General features: G+C 59.8%; 9 protein-coding genes. 2 read left to right on the forward strand and 7 right to left on the reverse strand.

Going from position 1 to position 17,276, the window contains the following annotated elements; translation table 11 throughout:
- Window positions 1-178: 178 nt before the first annotated feature.
- From AC1Q5P_RS18615 to AC1Q5P_RS18645, 7 genes are all read right to left on the reverse strand, one after another.
- Entirely contained in the window at window positions 179-814 is a 636-nt protein-coding gene (locus tag AC1Q5P_RS18615; protein ID WP_184081895.1) for a S24 family peptidase, read from the reverse strand.
- 430 nt (window positions 815-1,244) lie between these two features.
- On the reverse strand, window positions 1,245-1,835 hold the full coding sequence (locus AC1Q5P_RS18620; protein WP_492519748.1) for an HNH endonuclease: 591 nt from the start codon (window positions 1,833-1,835) through the stop codon (window positions 1,245-1,247).
- A 262-nt stretch (window positions 1,836-2,097) separates the two neighbouring features.
- Window positions 2,098-5,856 carry an Eco57I restriction-modification methylase domain-containing protein gene (locus tag AC1Q5P_RS18625; protein ID WP_492519749.1) on the reverse strand — a complete coding sequence of 1,253 codons (3,759 nt, stop codon included), beginning with the start codon at window positions 5,854-5,856 and terminating at the stop codon, window positions 2,098-2,100.
- Between the two features lie 78 nt (window positions 5,857-5,934).
- Window positions 5,935-8,646, reverse strand: coding sequence for a DUF8741 domain-containing protein (locus AC1Q5P_RS18630; RefSeq protein WP_492519750.1), 2,712 nt, complete (start codon window positions 8,644-8,646; stop codon window positions 5,935-5,937).
- 64 nt (window positions 8,647-8,710) lie between these two features.
- A complete protein-coding gene (locus AC1Q5P_RS18635; RefSeq protein WP_421884926.1) occupies window positions 8,711-13,876 on the reverse strand; it encodes a DEAD/DEAH box helicase in 5,166 nt (1,721 codons plus the stop codon).
- A complete protein-coding gene (locus tag AC1Q5P_RS18640) occupies window positions 13,863-14,153 on the reverse strand; it encodes a hypothetical protein (RefSeq protein ID WP_421884924.1) in 291 nt (96 codons plus the stop codon). The genes AC1Q5P_RS18635 and AC1Q5P_RS18640 overlap by 14 nt, the downstream gene beginning before the upstream one ends.
- Before the next feature lie 82 nt (window positions 14,154-14,235).
- The gene (locus AC1Q5P_RS18645) at window positions 14,236-15,228 is read right to left on the reverse strand and encodes a helix-turn-helix transcriptional regulator (RefSeq protein ID WP_421884922.1); all 993 of its coding nucleotides are present in this window, start codon (window positions 15,226-15,228) and stop codon (window positions 14,236-14,238) included.
- 74 nt (window positions 15,229-15,302) lie between these two features.
- Here AC1Q5P_RS18645 and AC1Q5P_RS18650 point away from each other — a divergent pair, with 74 nt between their 5' ends.
- Together AC1Q5P_RS18650 and AC1Q5P_RS18655 are read left to right on the forward strand one after the other, a co-directional pair.
- Window positions 15,303-15,569, forward strand: coding sequence for a DUF4258 domain-containing protein (locus AC1Q5P_RS18650; protein ID WP_421884920.1), 267 nt, complete (start codon window positions 15,303-15,305; stop codon window positions 15,567-15,569).
- 368 nt (window positions 15,570-15,937) lie between these two features.
- On the forward strand, window positions 15,938-17,236 hold the full coding sequence (locus tag AC1Q5P_RS18655) for a DUF2779 domain-containing protein (RefSeq protein WP_492519751.1): 1,299 nt from the start codon (window positions 15,938-15,940) through the stop codon (window positions 17,234-17,236).
- The last annotated feature ends 40 nt before the right edge of the window (window positions 17,237-17,276 follow it).

The following is a 17,276-nucleotide window of genomic DNA, read 5'->3' on the forward strand; positions in this document are numbered from 1 at the left end:
TACGCCCGGCCTCCGCTTCCCCCCACACGTCATCTACGATGTCGCTGACCCTTCAACTGCGATGTCGCTGTGCAGGCCGGTCAGCAAATCCGGCTGCCGCGTGATCGATCGCTGCATCCAAGGGCAGACTTCGTGGCCCGCCACCGGGAGCGATTTGCAGGGATCAGGTCGCCGCAGATCAGACAGAACGACCGAACCAGATGACCCGGCCGACCACATGGATCGATGCGCGCTCCACGTCGGTCCAGGTCGGGTAGGCGGCATTGTCGCTCGAGATGGTGATCTGCCGTCCGCCTGGCTGGATCGTCACGCGTTTCACCACCAGCGCATCGTCGACGCGCAGCACGTAGATTCCGTCGCGCAGGCGCGAGCCCTGATCCGATGCGTCGACCAAGACCTCATCGCCGTCCCGCAGCGTCGGTTCCATCGACTCCCCATGGACATGGATGATTGACAGGCTGGGGCCTTTCGCCCGGGTCAGCTTGCCCAGCCACCGCTCATCGAAACCAAACCGAGTGTGGGCCGTCTCGCTTTCTGCGATCGCACCAAAGCCGGCCGAGGCATCGACGTTCAGAATTGGCACTTCGACCAGGCCATCGCGCACCGGAAGCGCCGGTCCACCGAGCACCTGCTCATCGACCCCGAAAAACTGGGCAAGGATACGCCGGTCCTCGTCATCCAGCTTGCGCGGCGAACCGCGCTTGATGAATTGCTGAATGTAAGCGGGATTGCGATTGAGCAGCCGCGAAACCGCGGAATAACCCACGTTTCTCTGCCGGATCAGGCGATCCAGCTCTTCTCTGACATTCTCCATCGGCGGCGCCTTTCGAGGGGCGGTCCAGGTGGCATGTAGGAATTCATCCTAGACTCGATGGAGTTCTCCTAATAAGAACATAACAAGAACACAAGCTGAATCTGATTCGAGGTAAGCCATGAAGCTGCTGGAGCGCATCGAGCGCCATCTCAAGGATACCCATATGTCTGCCACCCGCTTCGGGCGACGGGCAGTAGGCGATCCGCGCTTCGTGCTCGACCTACGCATGGGGCGGAGGCCGCGACGACGGACATTGGAAAGGGTCGAGGCGTACCTAGCCTCTATGGCGCCGGGGCAACAATCGCAGCGGTAACGCCATAGCCTCTCAGACATGTGCCCGGCGACGGCATGCGACAGCACGACAGAAGTACGTGCTTTTTGCCTTCAACGAATGATGCTCATGAATGAGCAACAGGGAGCCACGCTGATTTCACTTTGCAGCACTGATGAACAGATTTTGGCGGTGCCAAGCGAGCTTTTTTCTATGCTTTTCCGTTAGCTGCAAAGGAGATTGCCAGTGCAAGGCTGAGAGCCCCGTCTCGCTGAGTGCGGGCGAAAATAGCGGCTTTCCCGCATCTTCGAAGGTGACGAGGCCGCGATCAAAGGCGGCGTCCCACAGGGCCGACAGTAGCAGGCCGTTGTGCACGTCGAGGCGCTCAGCGTTGCTTGTGCAATCTTTCCACGGAACGATGTGCGATGCGCGAAGCAGCGCCTTGTCCGTGATGCCGGTCAGCGGGCATCGGCATTGCCAATAATCGATCAGGCGTTCGCGGAAGATGTTCTGACCTATGCGTTGGACGACGAGCCGCTCAACCTCGGTGGTGGTTGGCAGATCCTTGATCTTCGCCTCGAACTCCTGAAGCGGCGCGTCGGGCAGGCTGGCCGACAACTGATAGACGCGCGGCAGTGCGCCATAAAGCTGGCCCAGCGTCTCGAAGGCATAGCGAGCGATGCCGGGGCCCGGCAGTTGTGCAGCTGGCAAATCCAGCTCATCGATGACGCCGGCGTGGTCAAGCGCCATGAACCACGGCCCCTGCGAGCCTGCTGCGGCGAGATAGATCGTGCCATGTGCAGTGGTTGAAGCGAACGCGGCCCATCCGTCCGCCTCCCCAAGCTTTCGGCGAAATCCATTCTGCCAAGTGGCCTTTTCGCACTCTTCGCGGACGACGAAAGACTGGGGGTTTTTGATCATTGCATCCCCGCGATCGATCCGAGGTTCAGCATCTTGAGGCCCGCGAACGCATCAACGCAGGCCGTGGCGCCGGTGGGAATGGAGAGCCACATCACACTCGATCCCATGCTTCCTCGATAAGTCGCTGGGTTCTGAATTCGTTGAACTCCCGCAGTTCAGCATTGCGGAGGGCCTTGAATGTTTCGACACCGCAGTCTTTGCCCATGATATTGTCCGGGTCGAGAATGTAGAGCATCTCGTCCTTCGAAAGCTGGAAGACATCGCGGGCTACCAGAACGTCAATCTCGGCTGCCGTCACGGCGCGCTGTTCCGGGTCCTCAGCGATGGCGAATGGATCAGCCAAAATGCCTGCCGCAATCGCCCGATTTCGCAGGGATTCCATCTCTGGTCCGGTGGCGCACAAGGAGCAGACACGCTGGACGATTTCTCGTGAGGATGGCGTCTCCTTGCACAGCCTTGGGAATGGGAGGCTGTCCATAATTGTATAGGACATCTTCAGAGAAACCTTCTTGCGAACCAAGAAGTCCATGACGATCGAGTTCGCCACGCCCAGCCAAAGAAAGTGGTCTTCATCGTCTGGGCCGAGAATGATCGTCGGCACTTTATCGCCACAGATTGTTTCTGGTGGGATCATCGCGGCGATCAGCCCCCGCTGATTGGTGGGACTGGCCACGTCGCCGAACCCGATCCGGTAACGATAGATCCTGTCTCCCAGCTTGTCGGGAATTCGTTCGGGCAGGATACGCCATTGGGGTTGGATTTGCTTGTTGGCTTCGCCGAACGGGAAATCGTCCCACACTGAGGATCGACCGCGCCCTGAGAGATATCCTTTTGCCCTGTAATCATAGGCGTCGATCATGCGCCCCTCGAACACCGGCAGCCCATCGCTACCGTCCGAGAACAGGCCGCGATCTGTGCCCATGTCCACTTCACGCATGTAATGCCGATAGGGTGCCCCTTCGACTTCAGCGCCGAACTTGGGATACAGCGCATACATCCGGGCGCAGATATCGATCTCGGATTGCGCGGCGAATTCCATCACAGCCAGGGCTTCGGGCGAGAATTCCGCGACAACCGAAACCGGAATGGTCAATCCGCCGCCGGATTTGAGCTCTTGCAACTTGTCCAGGGTGTTCACCCGGAAGGCTGCGTGAAACGCCTCCGTCTTGCCGCCCTTCCAGGCGACATAGAGGCAGAATTTCATGCGCGTGTCGATTTTGGAGAACCAGATCCCATGCGTGTTTTCGAATCCCGCCAAACGCTCCAATCGGAATGCGGAAAACAGTTCCTTGCGGATCGCGGTGGCATTGGCCCCGTTGTAAAGGCCTTCCGGCACGAACTGAGCAGCCACGCGGCCTTCCTTCGTGGCCGCCAACGCGGTTTCCACGAACATCCGGTAGACATTGAAGTCTCCCTTGCCCAGGTTGCCTTCCGAAAACAGGCGGTAGCGACCGCTCGACTTGATGAAGTGGACTGCCGAATAGAGATCGGCACAATGCTGGTCCCAGCGCCGCGCAATGACGGGATTGCCCAGCAGCCGAGCGTAAGCCTCTTTCTGCTCATCGGGCGACATGTGGCGTATTCCCGGATCGTAGACCGAGAAAAACTCCTTGTAATCGGGGCTCATCGTATCCCACGGCGGGTTGCCCAACACCACGTCGAAGCCGCCGCGTTGCATCACGTCAGGGAATTCCAGCGGCCAATGGAACGCTCGGGCGCGCCGCGCGGCATCAATGGCCTGACTGAACAGCGGGGCGAATGGATCAACTCCTCGCAGCCACTCCCATAGGGTACCAGAAGTCGGAATTGTCTCGGTGCCCCGGCGCGGCATTCCATCCGGTCCGGAATGATCTCCGCCTTTCGACTTGGGCATCAAAAATGCCGAGACATAAAGGTCGCAAGCCGCCTCCAGCTGCCAGGCCACTGCACCTTGCGCCGTCAGTTCACTCAAGCGTGCAGCCTTGGCCTCGATTTGTTTGACCGTGTCTTCCGGCATGCTGCGAAGGGCCTCGAAGGCACGGGTCAGGTCCTGCGCGCGTTGGAAACCGAAGCCTCCTGCAACGCGCTCCTTTTCCCCGATCTCCCTCCTGTTCTTTCCAACGTAGTATCGCGCCACGTCCTTGTCGTCTGCGGCCAAGGCCTTGTAGGCAGTGTCGGGGATGCCATCTTCCAACACCTTGAGGTCGAACACACCTAGCAGCGCATCACCGCAACGGATCTGCGCATCAAAGAACCCGAGCGGGAGGCCGGGATCAATCGTTTCGATCCAAAGTGCGACCTTGGTCAGTTCTACGGCCATGGGGTTGCGATCGACCCCATACAGACAAGATCGGGCAACATCCCGGAGGGCATGGCGGAAATCGGCCAGCGACGGCGTACCATCGGCCCGGATGCGGGCCACACGCGTGGCAATACGACGTGCGGCTGCCAACAGGAAATGGCCTGAACCGCACGCCGGATCGATCACCGAAAGCTTCAGAAGGGCCTTGGCGGGATCCTCTGCCTCAGCCTCGGTCTTGTCCAAAACGGGATCAAGCGCGGTATCAAGCAGCGCCTGAACGAGGCTGTCGGGGGTATAGTAGGACCCGCTGGTCTTGCGCTGGTTGCCTTTCTGCTCGGCGGCTTCCGAGGCAAAGACCAGCGTCTTGCCATCTTCGCCCAGCTGCGGCTGGAGTTCGAGGAGGGATTCGTAAACGGAACCCAGCTCTTCGGTCTCCATTGCCCGCCAATTCACCGGCACCATGCCGGTTTTGTCCGATAGCCAGGACAGGCGGAATAGCGTCTCCATGAACGCCTTGTTGCGCAAACGGGCGGTTGCCAGGTGGGGGAGCCTGTCCTCAGCGAAAAGGCCGCCTAGAGCCGGTAGGGCCAGCCGATCTTCGCCATGCGCCAGGGCGCGGAAGATGACTTTGACGCCCTCAAAACGGTCGAAGTGCTTGTCCCACGTCGCCGCACGGACGCATTGGATGCGCAGCGCCGCCAGACTGTACCCTTCGGCGTAGAGCTTGCGCGCGTCTGCCCCGGCTTTTTCAGAGTGTAGCAAGTTCCGGTCTTCGGCGACCATGAGGAAGATCAGCCGATAGACGAGGCGAAGCAGTTCGTTGAACCACTCGGTAAGATTGATCTGCCCTGATTTCAGCCTCGCTGCGAGTTCCGGATTGGCTTCAAGAAAGCCAGAGCCCAAGCATTTCAGCGCGAGTTCCACTTGATCGGCGAGACGGTCTCTCGCGGCTTCGCCTTCACGCGATCCAGCGTCGCGCCAGCGTTCGAGATCGCAGTCGGCTGCAGATGCGCCTTCCGATCCAAATCGGCTGCGGTGGATCATCAACCACAGGATCGAGAAGGAGGCAGCATCCTCATTCGCGAAGATCTGTGCGAGGTCCGCTTCGATGTAGGCCGGCCGGGTCAGGGATGCGTTATCCCGCATCAGGCGGATCAGGACGCCGTTGGTAACCAGACCCCAAAGCGCGTCGTCGTCGTCGTTCAGATAGTCCTGGAGCGCGAAAGCAGGCGAGCGCGAGCGATCGGTCGACAGCGTCGGGCTGCGGCGATCAAGCTTGTCATCAGCGGGCGGCACGACGACGATCGGCACCCGTCCACCGGCCAGGAACGATACGGCGCCTTGCTGCGGCGCGAGATCATCGAAACCGAAGGTTTCTTTCAGGAACTCGCGAACAAAGCGGCGCGTCGCTTCGACCGAGGGGTTCTCCAGTCTCGCGAAGGCATCGAAATGAGACTGGCCCACGCGAAACGCGGTCGAGATCTCTTCACGGATCGTCAGACCCTTGCGGATGCCATAACCCGCCCGGGTGTCCGCATCGTCCTTCGGCTCGGCAATCTGCGCGACCACGGCCGGTGCAATCAGATTGCCTTCCAGCGTAAGCGATGGCCAGGCCGACATGTCAGTGATGGTCTTGCGCGCCATTGCTTACACCTCGCTCGGCATCAGGACGAAAAGGCCAATCACATCTGGCGGTGTGACGGCTTCGACGGTGACGCGCGATGCGGATCCGGCAGCGGCGCGGAGACGGGCATGGTCTTGGCTCAGTTCTTCGACCCTTGATTTCACAAAGAATGCCAAGGGGCCATCAAGCAAGGATGGAAGGTCCTCTCTGGCCTTGTTGATGAAGCGGTCGCGGGCCGGCGTTGCCAGGTCGGCAGTTGCAGGCGTGTTCAGCAAGTCCCGGGCAGCTTCGCCGGTTGCCACGATCTGGTTACCCTCAATCGCGACGAGCGTCGCCTCTTCGGCCAGCAGCAATCGCTCTTTCCGGGAATGAACCGTCAGCTTGTAGCGGATCCGAAGCAGCGCAATCCGGGTCACCTGGTCAACCGCCGTGGTCGGCCACGCGCCAACTCTGCCAATCCCCAGGCCGGAGAGGGTTTCCGGATCGAGCGAGGCTTCGACCAACGCTTCCGCCAGCGTCGAGGTCAGCGGATGCGTCCGCGTCAAAAGTGCGGTTCCTGTAGGCGCAGGCTCGGCAACTGCGAGACGTACAGAGCCTGTAAGATCCCGCTGGGACAGCCTCTCCCTCAATGCGCCGTCAAGGGCATGCACATGCGCCAAGAGGACAGACTTACGGGGTTCTAACGGCGCACCGAAGCGGGACATCGTCCGGTCGACGAAGGTCCTCACATCCGCAGGGGAACCTAGAAGCGTTTGCGCCTTCTCCCATTCCGGGGCCACTTCCTGCGGTTTCATGGCATTCTGGGCGAACCGGGCGCGGGATTTCTTCTCATTCTCGGATGCGTCGCGCCAGCGTGCCTCCATGGCCTTCGTTCCATCGTCGAGACGCAGATCAAGGGCCAACTGGCGGGTTTCGCCGCGTCGTAGCATCATCGACGCCATGAGAGCATCGGTCACAGGGCCCCGCTCCTCGGGCAACGGCACGGTCACCCCGGTTGCCTTCCGGATTTCTTCCGCCTTGCGCAAAATGACCTCGAGAACCGCCCCGTCGATCGCGCTGTCAGGCGAAAACATCATGATGGAACGCACCAGTTCCGCAGGCTGACCGAAGCGATCCACGCGGCCTTCGCGTTGCTGATGCCGTGTCGGGTTCCAAGAGAGGTCGTAGTGGATGACCGTATCAAAGAGCTGCTGGAGGTTGATGCCCTCTGACAGGCAGTCCGTGGCGACCAGAATGCGCTGAACATCCTTCTCGTCTTCGGCTGGCCCCATATCTGCCACCCGGTCGCGACGTTCGTCCGGGGTGAGAACGCCCGTGACCGCTTCGACCTTCAGCTTGGGAAAGGCCTTGCGCAATCCGGCGCGCACATGTTCAGCAGTGGCAAGATAGCGACAGAATACGACCGGGTTTGCCCCTTTCTTGATGAGCGGCGTTAGAACATCGATCAATGCCGACAGTTTCGGGTCAGGCTTTGCAACGAGCTCCTCGGCATGCTGAACCAGGGCTAGAAGCGCAGGGTCAGCATCGAAGTTCGCGCTCGGCTCGATGTCTACGGCATCTTCATCGTCACCATCCTCGTCGTAGATCTGAGGTTCGAGACGCTCACTCTCATTTGAGGCCCGGTTTCTGAGAGCGCTAAGCGCCGCGGCAGGCGACGAACCAACGCACCGCATCAAGGCCAGGGTGCCCCAGAAAGCGAGACGGCGTTCGCGTTGGCCGGTTCCGGCTTTGAAGACGACGCCAAAGCAGTAATCCAGAACGGCTTCCTGAAAGGCGAGGTGATCCTTCGAGAGACGATAAGGCAGGCCGCCTTCCATTTCGTCCTTGCGCGGAAACGCCCGCTCTTCGCCCCATTCGCCAGATGTGATGTCGATCCTGCGACGCTGGACGAGATGCCGAGCAAGGCGCTCGCGGAACCTCGCGTCCTCAAAGTCCATTGATGCAAAGGACGGATCGATGAGGGAGAGGAGTCGCGCAAACGCCTGTTCATCACCAGAATGTGGCGTTGCCGTAAGCATGACCATGCGGCGATCCGGATCACGGGCCAAGCCAGAGAGCAGTTCGAAACGCTGCTGCTTGCCTTTGTGAGTGCCCACGCAGGCATGGGCCTCATCGACAATTACAAAGTCGGGACAGGCGCGCGCGAAACCCTCGCGACGCCTGTCAGCCTTGATGTAGTCGAGACTGACAACCGTGTAGGGATATGCGTCGAAGAGTGTCTGGGCGAGAGGCAATCCTCGTTCCAGCCGAGCAGCGGTTCCCGAGGTGACCGCCACAGCATCTATGCCGAACCGGTTCTTGAGCTCCAGAACCCATTGCTCGACCAGATGGGGCGGACACAGCACCGAAAAGGCGTCGACCTCTCCACGATCCATAAGCTCCCGCAGGATCAGGCCGGCCTCGATCGTCTTGCCGATACCAACATCGTCGGCGATCAGCAGGCGGACCACTGGCAGACGCAGCGCCATAAGCAGCGGCACAAGCTGATATGTTCTTGGCTCGAAGGCTAACTGCGCGGCCGATCGGAATGGACCAGCACCCCGTCGAAGCGTCAGGCGCAGGGCGTCCGCCAGGAGGGCGGCCTTCGATTGGACAGTGGGTGAAGCGTCGTCCGGCAGATCGAAGCGGGCAGCCTCGACTGGCATCATCTCAAGTCCGGGGTCGAGTATGACCATGTCATTCTCGCTTCCCGAGAGGGGACGCAGCGCCAAGATGCCTTCGCGCGGCGCGGGCAACGCAACCCACTCGCGCCCACGGGCACGGACGAGATCTCCAGGGGCAAAATTCACGGTCATCGGCTTAACCCTTGAACATCTTGATCATCGCTTCGGGGACGGACATTGCGTCCGGCAACTCGAATACCGTCCAGCCCTTGGTGTCGGAGGTTTCGCGAGCCGCTGGCGTCAAGGGCGCAGCGCAGGCAGCGATGAAGTGGCTCCGCCAGGCGAAATCCATCTCCTGGTCCGCAAAATTCACGGATGAATCATCTGGCGCAGGTAGGCCAGCATCCTTGAAGGCCTGCTCCCATCCAGACGCACTCTCGGACCGCGGTTGCGCGCTGGAAAGCACGACCTCGCCCCGCGCGAGATCGATCAGCATCTGTTTTGCCTCATCGCTCGTGCGGTCGATCAGCTCATGATCTGGCTGATTGAAATAAGAGAGCAGGCAACGATAGCAGCCCCGGACACAGGCCTCGCCCTCGCGATCAGCCAGAAGCTTTGCGTCTCCAGCTGCAATTGCCTCGTCCACCTTCTTAAAATGCATGAGCGCCAGAGCTTCCCTGGCAACCTTGCCCAAGGCCTGTGGATCTTCAACCAGGCGGTTTAAAACACCGGCTCCTCCTTCCGTGGCCTCGTAGGCGAGAATTGAGCGGCGATTGTCGCGGGCAGGCAGGGGCTCGCCGAGAATCTCCCCTTCCTCCAGCTGGAAGACCACCTCGATACCGCGCAAAAGCGCGTGCTGGACGGTCGCCGTCGTTTCGGGTGTGTAAGCTTCGGGCTCGCGGAAGCGGATCAGAAGGGCGTTCTTGCGATCCCGAACGATCGGAACGATGCGAACCGGCTTTGCGACGTCAGGCGGGACATCCACATCCGGGTCTTCGTCCTCGGACTTGGCCCAATACCCGCTGCGAGGGTCGATGTTGAACCCGAAAACGGTCTGGTTCTTGCGGCGCTTCAACCCCTTGTTGATGCGGCTGATCTCCGCACTATTCGCGTATTGCAGAGCCAGGATCGATGTCTCACCGCAACGGAAATCCGCTTCTGTGATCTGGAGACGGCCATCCCGCTTGGGCCAGGAAAATACCGTCTGGATGTCGAAGCCCTGCCGAACACGCTCCTCATCATTCGCGGTGATCCGATCGGCTGGGGCTGCTTCGACGTTGTCGATTCGCAGGGTTCGCTGGACCGGAACTTCGCCGGCCATCGGGGCGTCGCATGCATGGCAACGTTCCACTTCCCCTTCATGACATGCACCGCAATTGGAGCAGATGAAAATGTCCTTGGTGGCGAGCTCTGACCCGTCTCCAGTCCGGACTTCGGGCGGCAGCTTCGCCTTCATCACCCGGTAGGCACGGCCCTCGTGATAGATCAGGCTGCGTGGACCGAATTCCGAAATGGCGAGGAAGCGGGCGCGTTGCAGGAATGACCCAGTTTTCCCCTCGCCGGGCACGAAGGCGTAGAGTGGAAGCCTTGGGAAGTTGTATCCTGGCAGGAAACCTTCGGTTGCCAGGTAGCGATACGAATAGAAGTCCGAGCCGTTCGAGGCCTTGCCCTGTTCAAGGATCGCAATCTGATCGCTTGCCTGCATTTGTGCGGCCTTGATCTTGCGGCGATCGGCCCCGGAAAGACCGGTGATCTCGGAGCGGGCATTCGCCTCCATGAGCTGTGTTCGGGCAGAATTGTAAAGTTCCCGCCAGCGATCGAAGGCGCGATCGAACTCTTGCGGAGCGCTCATTGCGACTTCGAGCACGAAGTCATTAGCGTCGCCCATCCAGATTGGTTTTCGCCCATCCACCGAGGCGAGAATCTGGTCGAGAACCATCTTCATCGGATCGCGCGCTGTGGTCACCAGCTTGGGTTGATTGATTGCGTCCAGGATCTCCTGTTTCAGCGGGTACTTCGGCTGGCTGAGATCGAGGATTTCCGGGATGTCGGGCGAGAGCGCGAGCTTCGCCTCAGCCACCCAGACAGCATGGAGATGCGAGCGCACCAGTTCCTCGTTGGTGATGTCGAGGGCGGGCGGCCGCACGACGCCGGCAACCATGTCGTTGCGCCGTTCGAAGAAATACTGGTCGTGAGGTGACTGGGCTGCGCAGTAGGTCACGATCACCGCTGCCTGACCCGATCGTCCGGCTCGACCAGCGCGCTGCGCATAGTTGGCCGGTGTGGGCGGAACGTTGCGAAGGTAGACGGCGTTCAGTGCTGAAATGTCGACGCCGAGTTCCATCGTCGGCGAGCAGAAGAGAGCGGGCAGGAACTGGTCGGATTCCCCGGCCGCTTTGATCTCGGCCAGATTGTCCTTCAACTTGGCGCGGTCATCATCCTCGAAGCGGAAGCGCCATTCCCGCCATTCGCGCTGCTTTTGGGAGACCTGGGCCGTATGCTCACGCCCTTCGAGGCCCCAGTATGTGCTTTTGCCCCGCTTGAGGTCCGCAGCAATGGAGCTGTAGAGGTCGTGGAAATACCGGTTGCCCTCCGCAGTGCCATTGCGCACCGCAGCTCCGGGGACAAGGCGGACGGCGGACGGTGAGAGACGCCAGCCGAGCAGGTCCGCTTCGATCTCGACGAGAGAGACCAGGCCTTCGCGAGCGAGGAGCTCCATCAGCCCTGTCATCACGGTGAGATAATCGGTCTTGTTGAGCTTCGTGCCGATCATGCTCTTGCGATTGATCAGGCGGCCAACGCGGGAATTGTGACCGGCACGAATGATGGTCTGTTCTTCACGCAGCCCGACGCGGTCTTTCCCTGGGGCCTGCAGAAAGAGCGTCGTGCGGCTGCGCGGTGTTTCTTTCTGGTCCATTGCCCAGGGAGTCCTCAGGAGATTTCGGGACTTTTGAGCGACGGAATCGAGCACAGTCAGTTCGAGCGCCTCGGTGCTGACCGCCAAGCCCTCTAACATGGCGCCAAGCAGTTCTTTGAGGAGCTTCTTGCGGGCTTCCACATCGAGGCCGCCAAGCTCGGGAAGCACGGCCATGAGGCCTTCCGTGTCTTCCGCGATATCATCCAGCCCGATGAACTCGACGTCGATCAGCTTGAGCACCGAGAGGCTTGGATTGGTGTAACGCCATCCGCGCCTGAGGTCTGTCCAGACGCGATGGGCAAGCACCTTGGCAAGTGATCGTTGTGCGTCTTCCCGCACCACTGCACCCGCTTCTGGATCCAGCATCCAATGGATCCGGGCAGCCTTGTTGGCCGCGGTGAACCCAAGAGCTTTCACGACGCGCAGACCGAACTCGTCTTCGGTCATACCCTCATCGCCAGCATCGAGGACCGCTCGCAGGATTGCACCGCGCAGCAGGCTTACGAACAGGAAGTCATTGAAGTGACCTGCCTGCAGCGCTGCATCCTGCCGATTGTCCGTAAATCCGAGCAGCTTCCGCTTCTCTGCGGGGACGCCACTATTGTCCCCGTTCATCCATTCGAGGGCGGTGGCGACAAGCTGGGTGGTAGCCGAGCTTCGGCCTTCGCCTGATAGGCCCGCCAACTTGCTGCGCTCGCGCATGCTCGGATGCGGCTGATCAAGGCAGCATGGGCAAAAACCGAACTTGCCTGGAATGAACCAGAAACCTTTGCCAGATTGGTCGTATCGTCCATCTGCGCTCACTGTGACCATTTGTGGAAGCCGGGGTTTTCGGTTCGAGCGGAGGCGTTCAATCCCGTTGCGTTCCTCTCGCCAGTCTTCCGGGTATGTCTCAACCTCGCCCGTAAATGCGTAATCCGGCTCATCGTCTCCCGTCGGCGTCAGGTAGCCAGCGACATCACCATCAGGATCGTCCATCGGCGTATCGTCGATGTTGCGCGGCAGATAGCGGATGCCGTGGGCATCTTCTGACCTCGTGACGACATGGACCTCCTGGCCGCATTGTCGGCAGAACCGTGTCGGGTACAGGCGATGCCCTGGAGCATCCGGATCCTCGAGCTGCCCTTCGAACAGAACCCGCCGCGGCCGCTCCGTCAGCGTTGTGAAGATTTCGCCGGCGCCCGAGATAAAACGGTGAAGTTTGAACGCCAGAAAGGCCCCTGACCCAGTGCCGCCGCGCTCCTTTTCCGGCAGGCTGACCCGCGTCAGAAACTGCTCAAAGCTGTGTCTGCAGGTTTCTACGTCCAGGCCGCTATCGGTCGAGAGCAGTTCTAGCGCCTCATTGAATGGGATCGGCTTCTTGCGCTTCAGTTCCTGCCCATCTTCAAGACCGATCGCCAGTTCTGCCCATACCGCGAGTGGATGCTGCTTCAGTTCCTCATCGGTCAGCGTCTCTGGAATGGCGTTTTCAAGTACCTTGGCGAGCTTTGGCCGCACATCTTCGAGCTTCAAGAGGTCATCGGTTGCTCGTTGCAGGGACTCATCGATCACCGCGTCTGGCCCGATCGACGCGCCGAACAGCCGGGATGCGACGTCTGCAACTGACTTTGCGCGGCCGGCCTCAGATCCCTCACTGGCCATGGTGGCAGAGGTGCCGATACAGATCGGAGCCTTGTCTGGAGCGCAGCGGTTCCGAAGGCGTCGCACGAGGATCGCAACATCCGCACCCTGACGGCCACGATAGGTGTGCAGTTCATCAAGTACGATGAACTCGAGCCCCTTGGCATTATCGATGACTTGCGAATCCAGGCTATCCTGACGGGTCAGCAGCAGCTCAGCCATCATGAAATTGGTCAGCAGAATGTCCGGCGGATTGTTGGCAATCTTCTGGCGTTCTTCCGCACTCTCTTGCCCGGTGTAACGCCGCACGATCGGCTTCACATCGTCGGCTAGCCCAGACTGGGAGATAAACTTCTCGATTTCCTTGATCTGGCTGTTTGCCAGAGCGTTCATTGGGTAGACGATGATCGCGCGCGTCTTGCGGGGAGCGCCCGCCTTACGGGCACGGACAATGGCGTCCACAACTGGCACGAAGAAGCAGAGCGATTTTCCTGAGCCGGTACCTGTCGTAACCACATAGCTCTGACTGGCGCGTGCCTTAGCTATCGCCTGCGCTTGATGCCGGTGAAACCTCAGAGGAACTTCGCCGAATCTGAAAATCTTTCCAGTTGCTTCGTCGAGGTCCCCTGAAGCCACCAGGTCGTCAACCGTCGGCCCCGAGAGAAACCGCGGGTTCAGCGAAAGCAGAGCATCCGGCCAGAACCGTCCGACGTCGTATTGCCGTTCTATCTCTTGGCGAAGATCCTCTGCGCGTATCGTGCTGAAGGATCGGGAAAACCGAGCGTAGGAATCAATGAGGTGGTGGTCGAACTCAAAGGCTTTCATTGCGGTTCCCCACCATGCTGACCTGTTTGGTCAAGTAGCTTTTTGCGGCTTTGAGCATGATCTGCCGGCCTCGGAGACAATGCGACACTGGAACGACCAGAGTAGGATCAAACGGAAAGCTTGTTCTGGTTGCTAGCAGTAAATCCGGCCAAAACACTTCGCCTTCGCGTGTCCGCGAGATCGGCTCAGGAAAATCCTGAGCTTCGAAGCAAGCAAGCGACCAGTGAGGAATCTGACAGCCACTCGCAGCCTTATCATCGAAATCAAAAATATTCATCCAGCCCCACTCGTTCGTACTATCTCGAAAATCTCATAAGTCTCAACAGAATCAATTCCCCAAAGTGTAGATTTCATTCATTTCACGGGAGGGCTGCGAAGTCCGATCTTCGGTATGGATGTACCATTTCTGTCAAAACTGGCGGGGCAAGTACCTCAACGCTGCTGCCCCAAGCATAGAGGTGCCAACTCATTTCAAGGTGACCGGACGCCTTGAAGCGTACCAGCATGGCGCCGTCATCCAGATGCTCGATCTCTTGGCTCGGATGGAATTGGAACCTTGCCGCCCGATCCGCGGCTTCGGGGGAAAATTTCCAGATCACTTCCCCATACTCGGCCTCGTGGTGATACGATCCAAAGGCACGGGTGGCATATTCTCGAAGATCGAAATCGTCCGGATAGGTGAAGACTTTGGCCCGCACCTGGGCCTCCATGATGTCTTCGACCCGGTAGTGCCGGTAGCGTCCGTCGCGCTTGGCCGTATCGATGCCGACGAGATAGCGTCGGGACCCCAGGAGCAGGCCAAGCGGCTCGATTGTTCGCCAGCGTGGCTTCGCGTCTCTTCTGCCTTGATACTGAATTTTGAGCTCGAACGGCCCCTTGATTGCCTCCGAGATGGCGAGATCCACCGCCTCATTCATCGACGGACGGGGGCCAGGCCGGGCCGCAAAGCCCATGGCTTCGAGCAGAGCTTCCTCATCGGTTGCCAGACGAAGCGTTCGATCGCTGGGAATTAGAGCCCGGACTTTGCGCTCAAGGCTACGCAGCTGGATAGCCTCGCCGTTCATGTCGACCCGCTCGAGTTCGCTGATCGCCGACCTGAGGCTTACAAGCTCTTCTGCAGATGGGGTAAGGAGTGGCGCGACCGCCCGAGACGGCAGGCGCCAATAGTGCCGGCAGTCGTCACCCACATAGTGTTCAGTCGCAGGAAACGCCTCTTCGAGAGCCGCGATCATGCGCTGTGCCGTCCGCCGGACACCGCCGAATTCTGCTTCCACATCACTGAGACAAACCCCCTGTCGGGACGTGGCCATCATCGCGAGACGCAAGAGATCCACCGCCTTGGCAAATGACATAGAGGGCCCCCATGACAGTTTCTGTCACCCCAGTGATTTAGACACAAATCATCACCAAGGGAAAGGACGATCAGATGTTTACGCACCACGCCGAAGCCCGCATGCAGCAGCGCGCGATTTCACATCAGGCCGTCGATGCCCTGATGGCCTACGGAGAGTATCGTCGTCATCGCGGCGCCGAGGTTTGCTATCTCACCAGGCAAAGCCGGTCCCGGATGCTCAAGGACTTGGGCAAATCGGCGTTCCTCAAGCTGGAAAAGGCGCTCGATGCTTACCTCGTAGTCGGCGATGACGGAGCAATCATTACTGCGGGTCATCGCCATCATCGGTTGAAATTCTGATAATTAACTCTTTGGCTGAGCTTGGATGGCATTGGGTGTTCTGTCAGCAAGCCGGACACAGACCAGAAGCGCCTCCATTATCAATCGGCGCGCAGGGATGCCTGATTAAGGGTGACAGATTTTGTCATCCCGAGTGGGCAAGATGCATAGCGGGAATGAAGGGGGCATAACGTAGTTCAATGAATTCTGGCAGCCGGCAGTTCGGCCTTTCCAAATCGAAGATCACCTCCTTCGAGCAGTGCCCGAAGCGATTGTGGTTGCAAACGCATCGCGCGGACCTTGCAGAGCTCGATGCCGGTGCTGAGGCGCGTTTCGCTGCTGGCCATGAAGTCGGGGACGCGGCCTGCGCACTATGCCCTGGTGGCGTTATGATCGAGGCTGAGCCTGACCTTGCCGCTGCCCTTCAGCGGACCCAGGACCTTATCTCCGCCTCGGTCCAAGCGCCATTGTTCGAGGCGACCTTTGCCCACGATGGTGTGCTCGTCCGGGTGGATATCATGGAACCCGACGGCCTTGGGGGCTGGCACGTTGCCGAAGTGAAGAGTTCGACGAGCCGCAAGGATTATCATGTCGCCGATCTGGCGACCCAGCTCTGGGTGCTGCGTGAGGCCGGGGTCCAGGTGAGTTCAGCCGCCATCCGGCACCTCAACAACCACTTTTTCTTGACCGAGGAAGGCAACTACCACGGCGCATTCGTGGATACGCCATCTCTGGAGGATGCTAAGCCACTGTCCCTCAAGCGCCCGAAGCTGGTCGCTGAAATCCGGTCGGTGCTTGGCTCGGAAGAGCCCGCTCGCGATCCCGGCGATCATTGCCATGATCCATTCCCCTGCGAATTTGTGGCCTATTGCTCGCGCGATCTGGAAACGGTGCGGTATCCGATCTCCTCGCTGCCCCGAACGGGACGGCAACTTGCCGCCAAGTGGGCCGAGCACGGCATTGTCGAGCTTGAGGATGTCCCACCTGGCAGTTTCACCAATGCCGTCCACGCGCGCATTCATGAAGCGACCTTGTCGGGCGTCCCCTACCACGACGTGGAAGGAGCGCGGCGGATCATCGGCGATTGGGAATATCCCCGGACCTATCTCGATTTCGAGACGATCGCTTTTGCCTTGCCTCGCTGGCTAGGAACCAAGCCCTGGGAGCAAGTCCCTTTTCAGTTTTCAGCGCACATCGAGGATCGCACAGGGCATATCACTCACCGGGAGTTCTTGAGCCTGGATGGCCAAGATCCTCGCCGCACCTGCGCGGAGGCTCTCGTGGCCCAAATTCCCGAGGACGGAACCATCATCGCCTACAATGCAGCCTTTGAGCGGACATGCATCCTCCGGCTGGCGGAGCGGTTTTCGGATCTGGCCGAGGATCTCAAGGCGATCGCGGCGCGCATCGTCGATTTGCTGCCGGTGACCCGAGAGCACTGGTATCACCGTGACCAAGGCGGCAGCTGGTCCATCAAGGCTGTTCTGCCGACCATCAGGAATAGCGGCGACTACGCCGCGCTGGATGTCGCGGATGGTTCTGCGGCGCAGCTTGCCTACCTCGAAGCAATTTCTCCGGTCACGACCGAGGCCCGGGTGGCTGAAATAGCGCAATCGCTCAGAACTTACTGTGCAAAAGACACATTCGCCATGGTCGAAGTGGTTCGCCACCTCACAGATACAAAATAGACTGTAACCCTTGGTCTCATCCATTCAAAGCGTTTTGAGA

This window comes from Novosphingobium sp. GW835-FHT14H07, assembly GCF_058793515.1.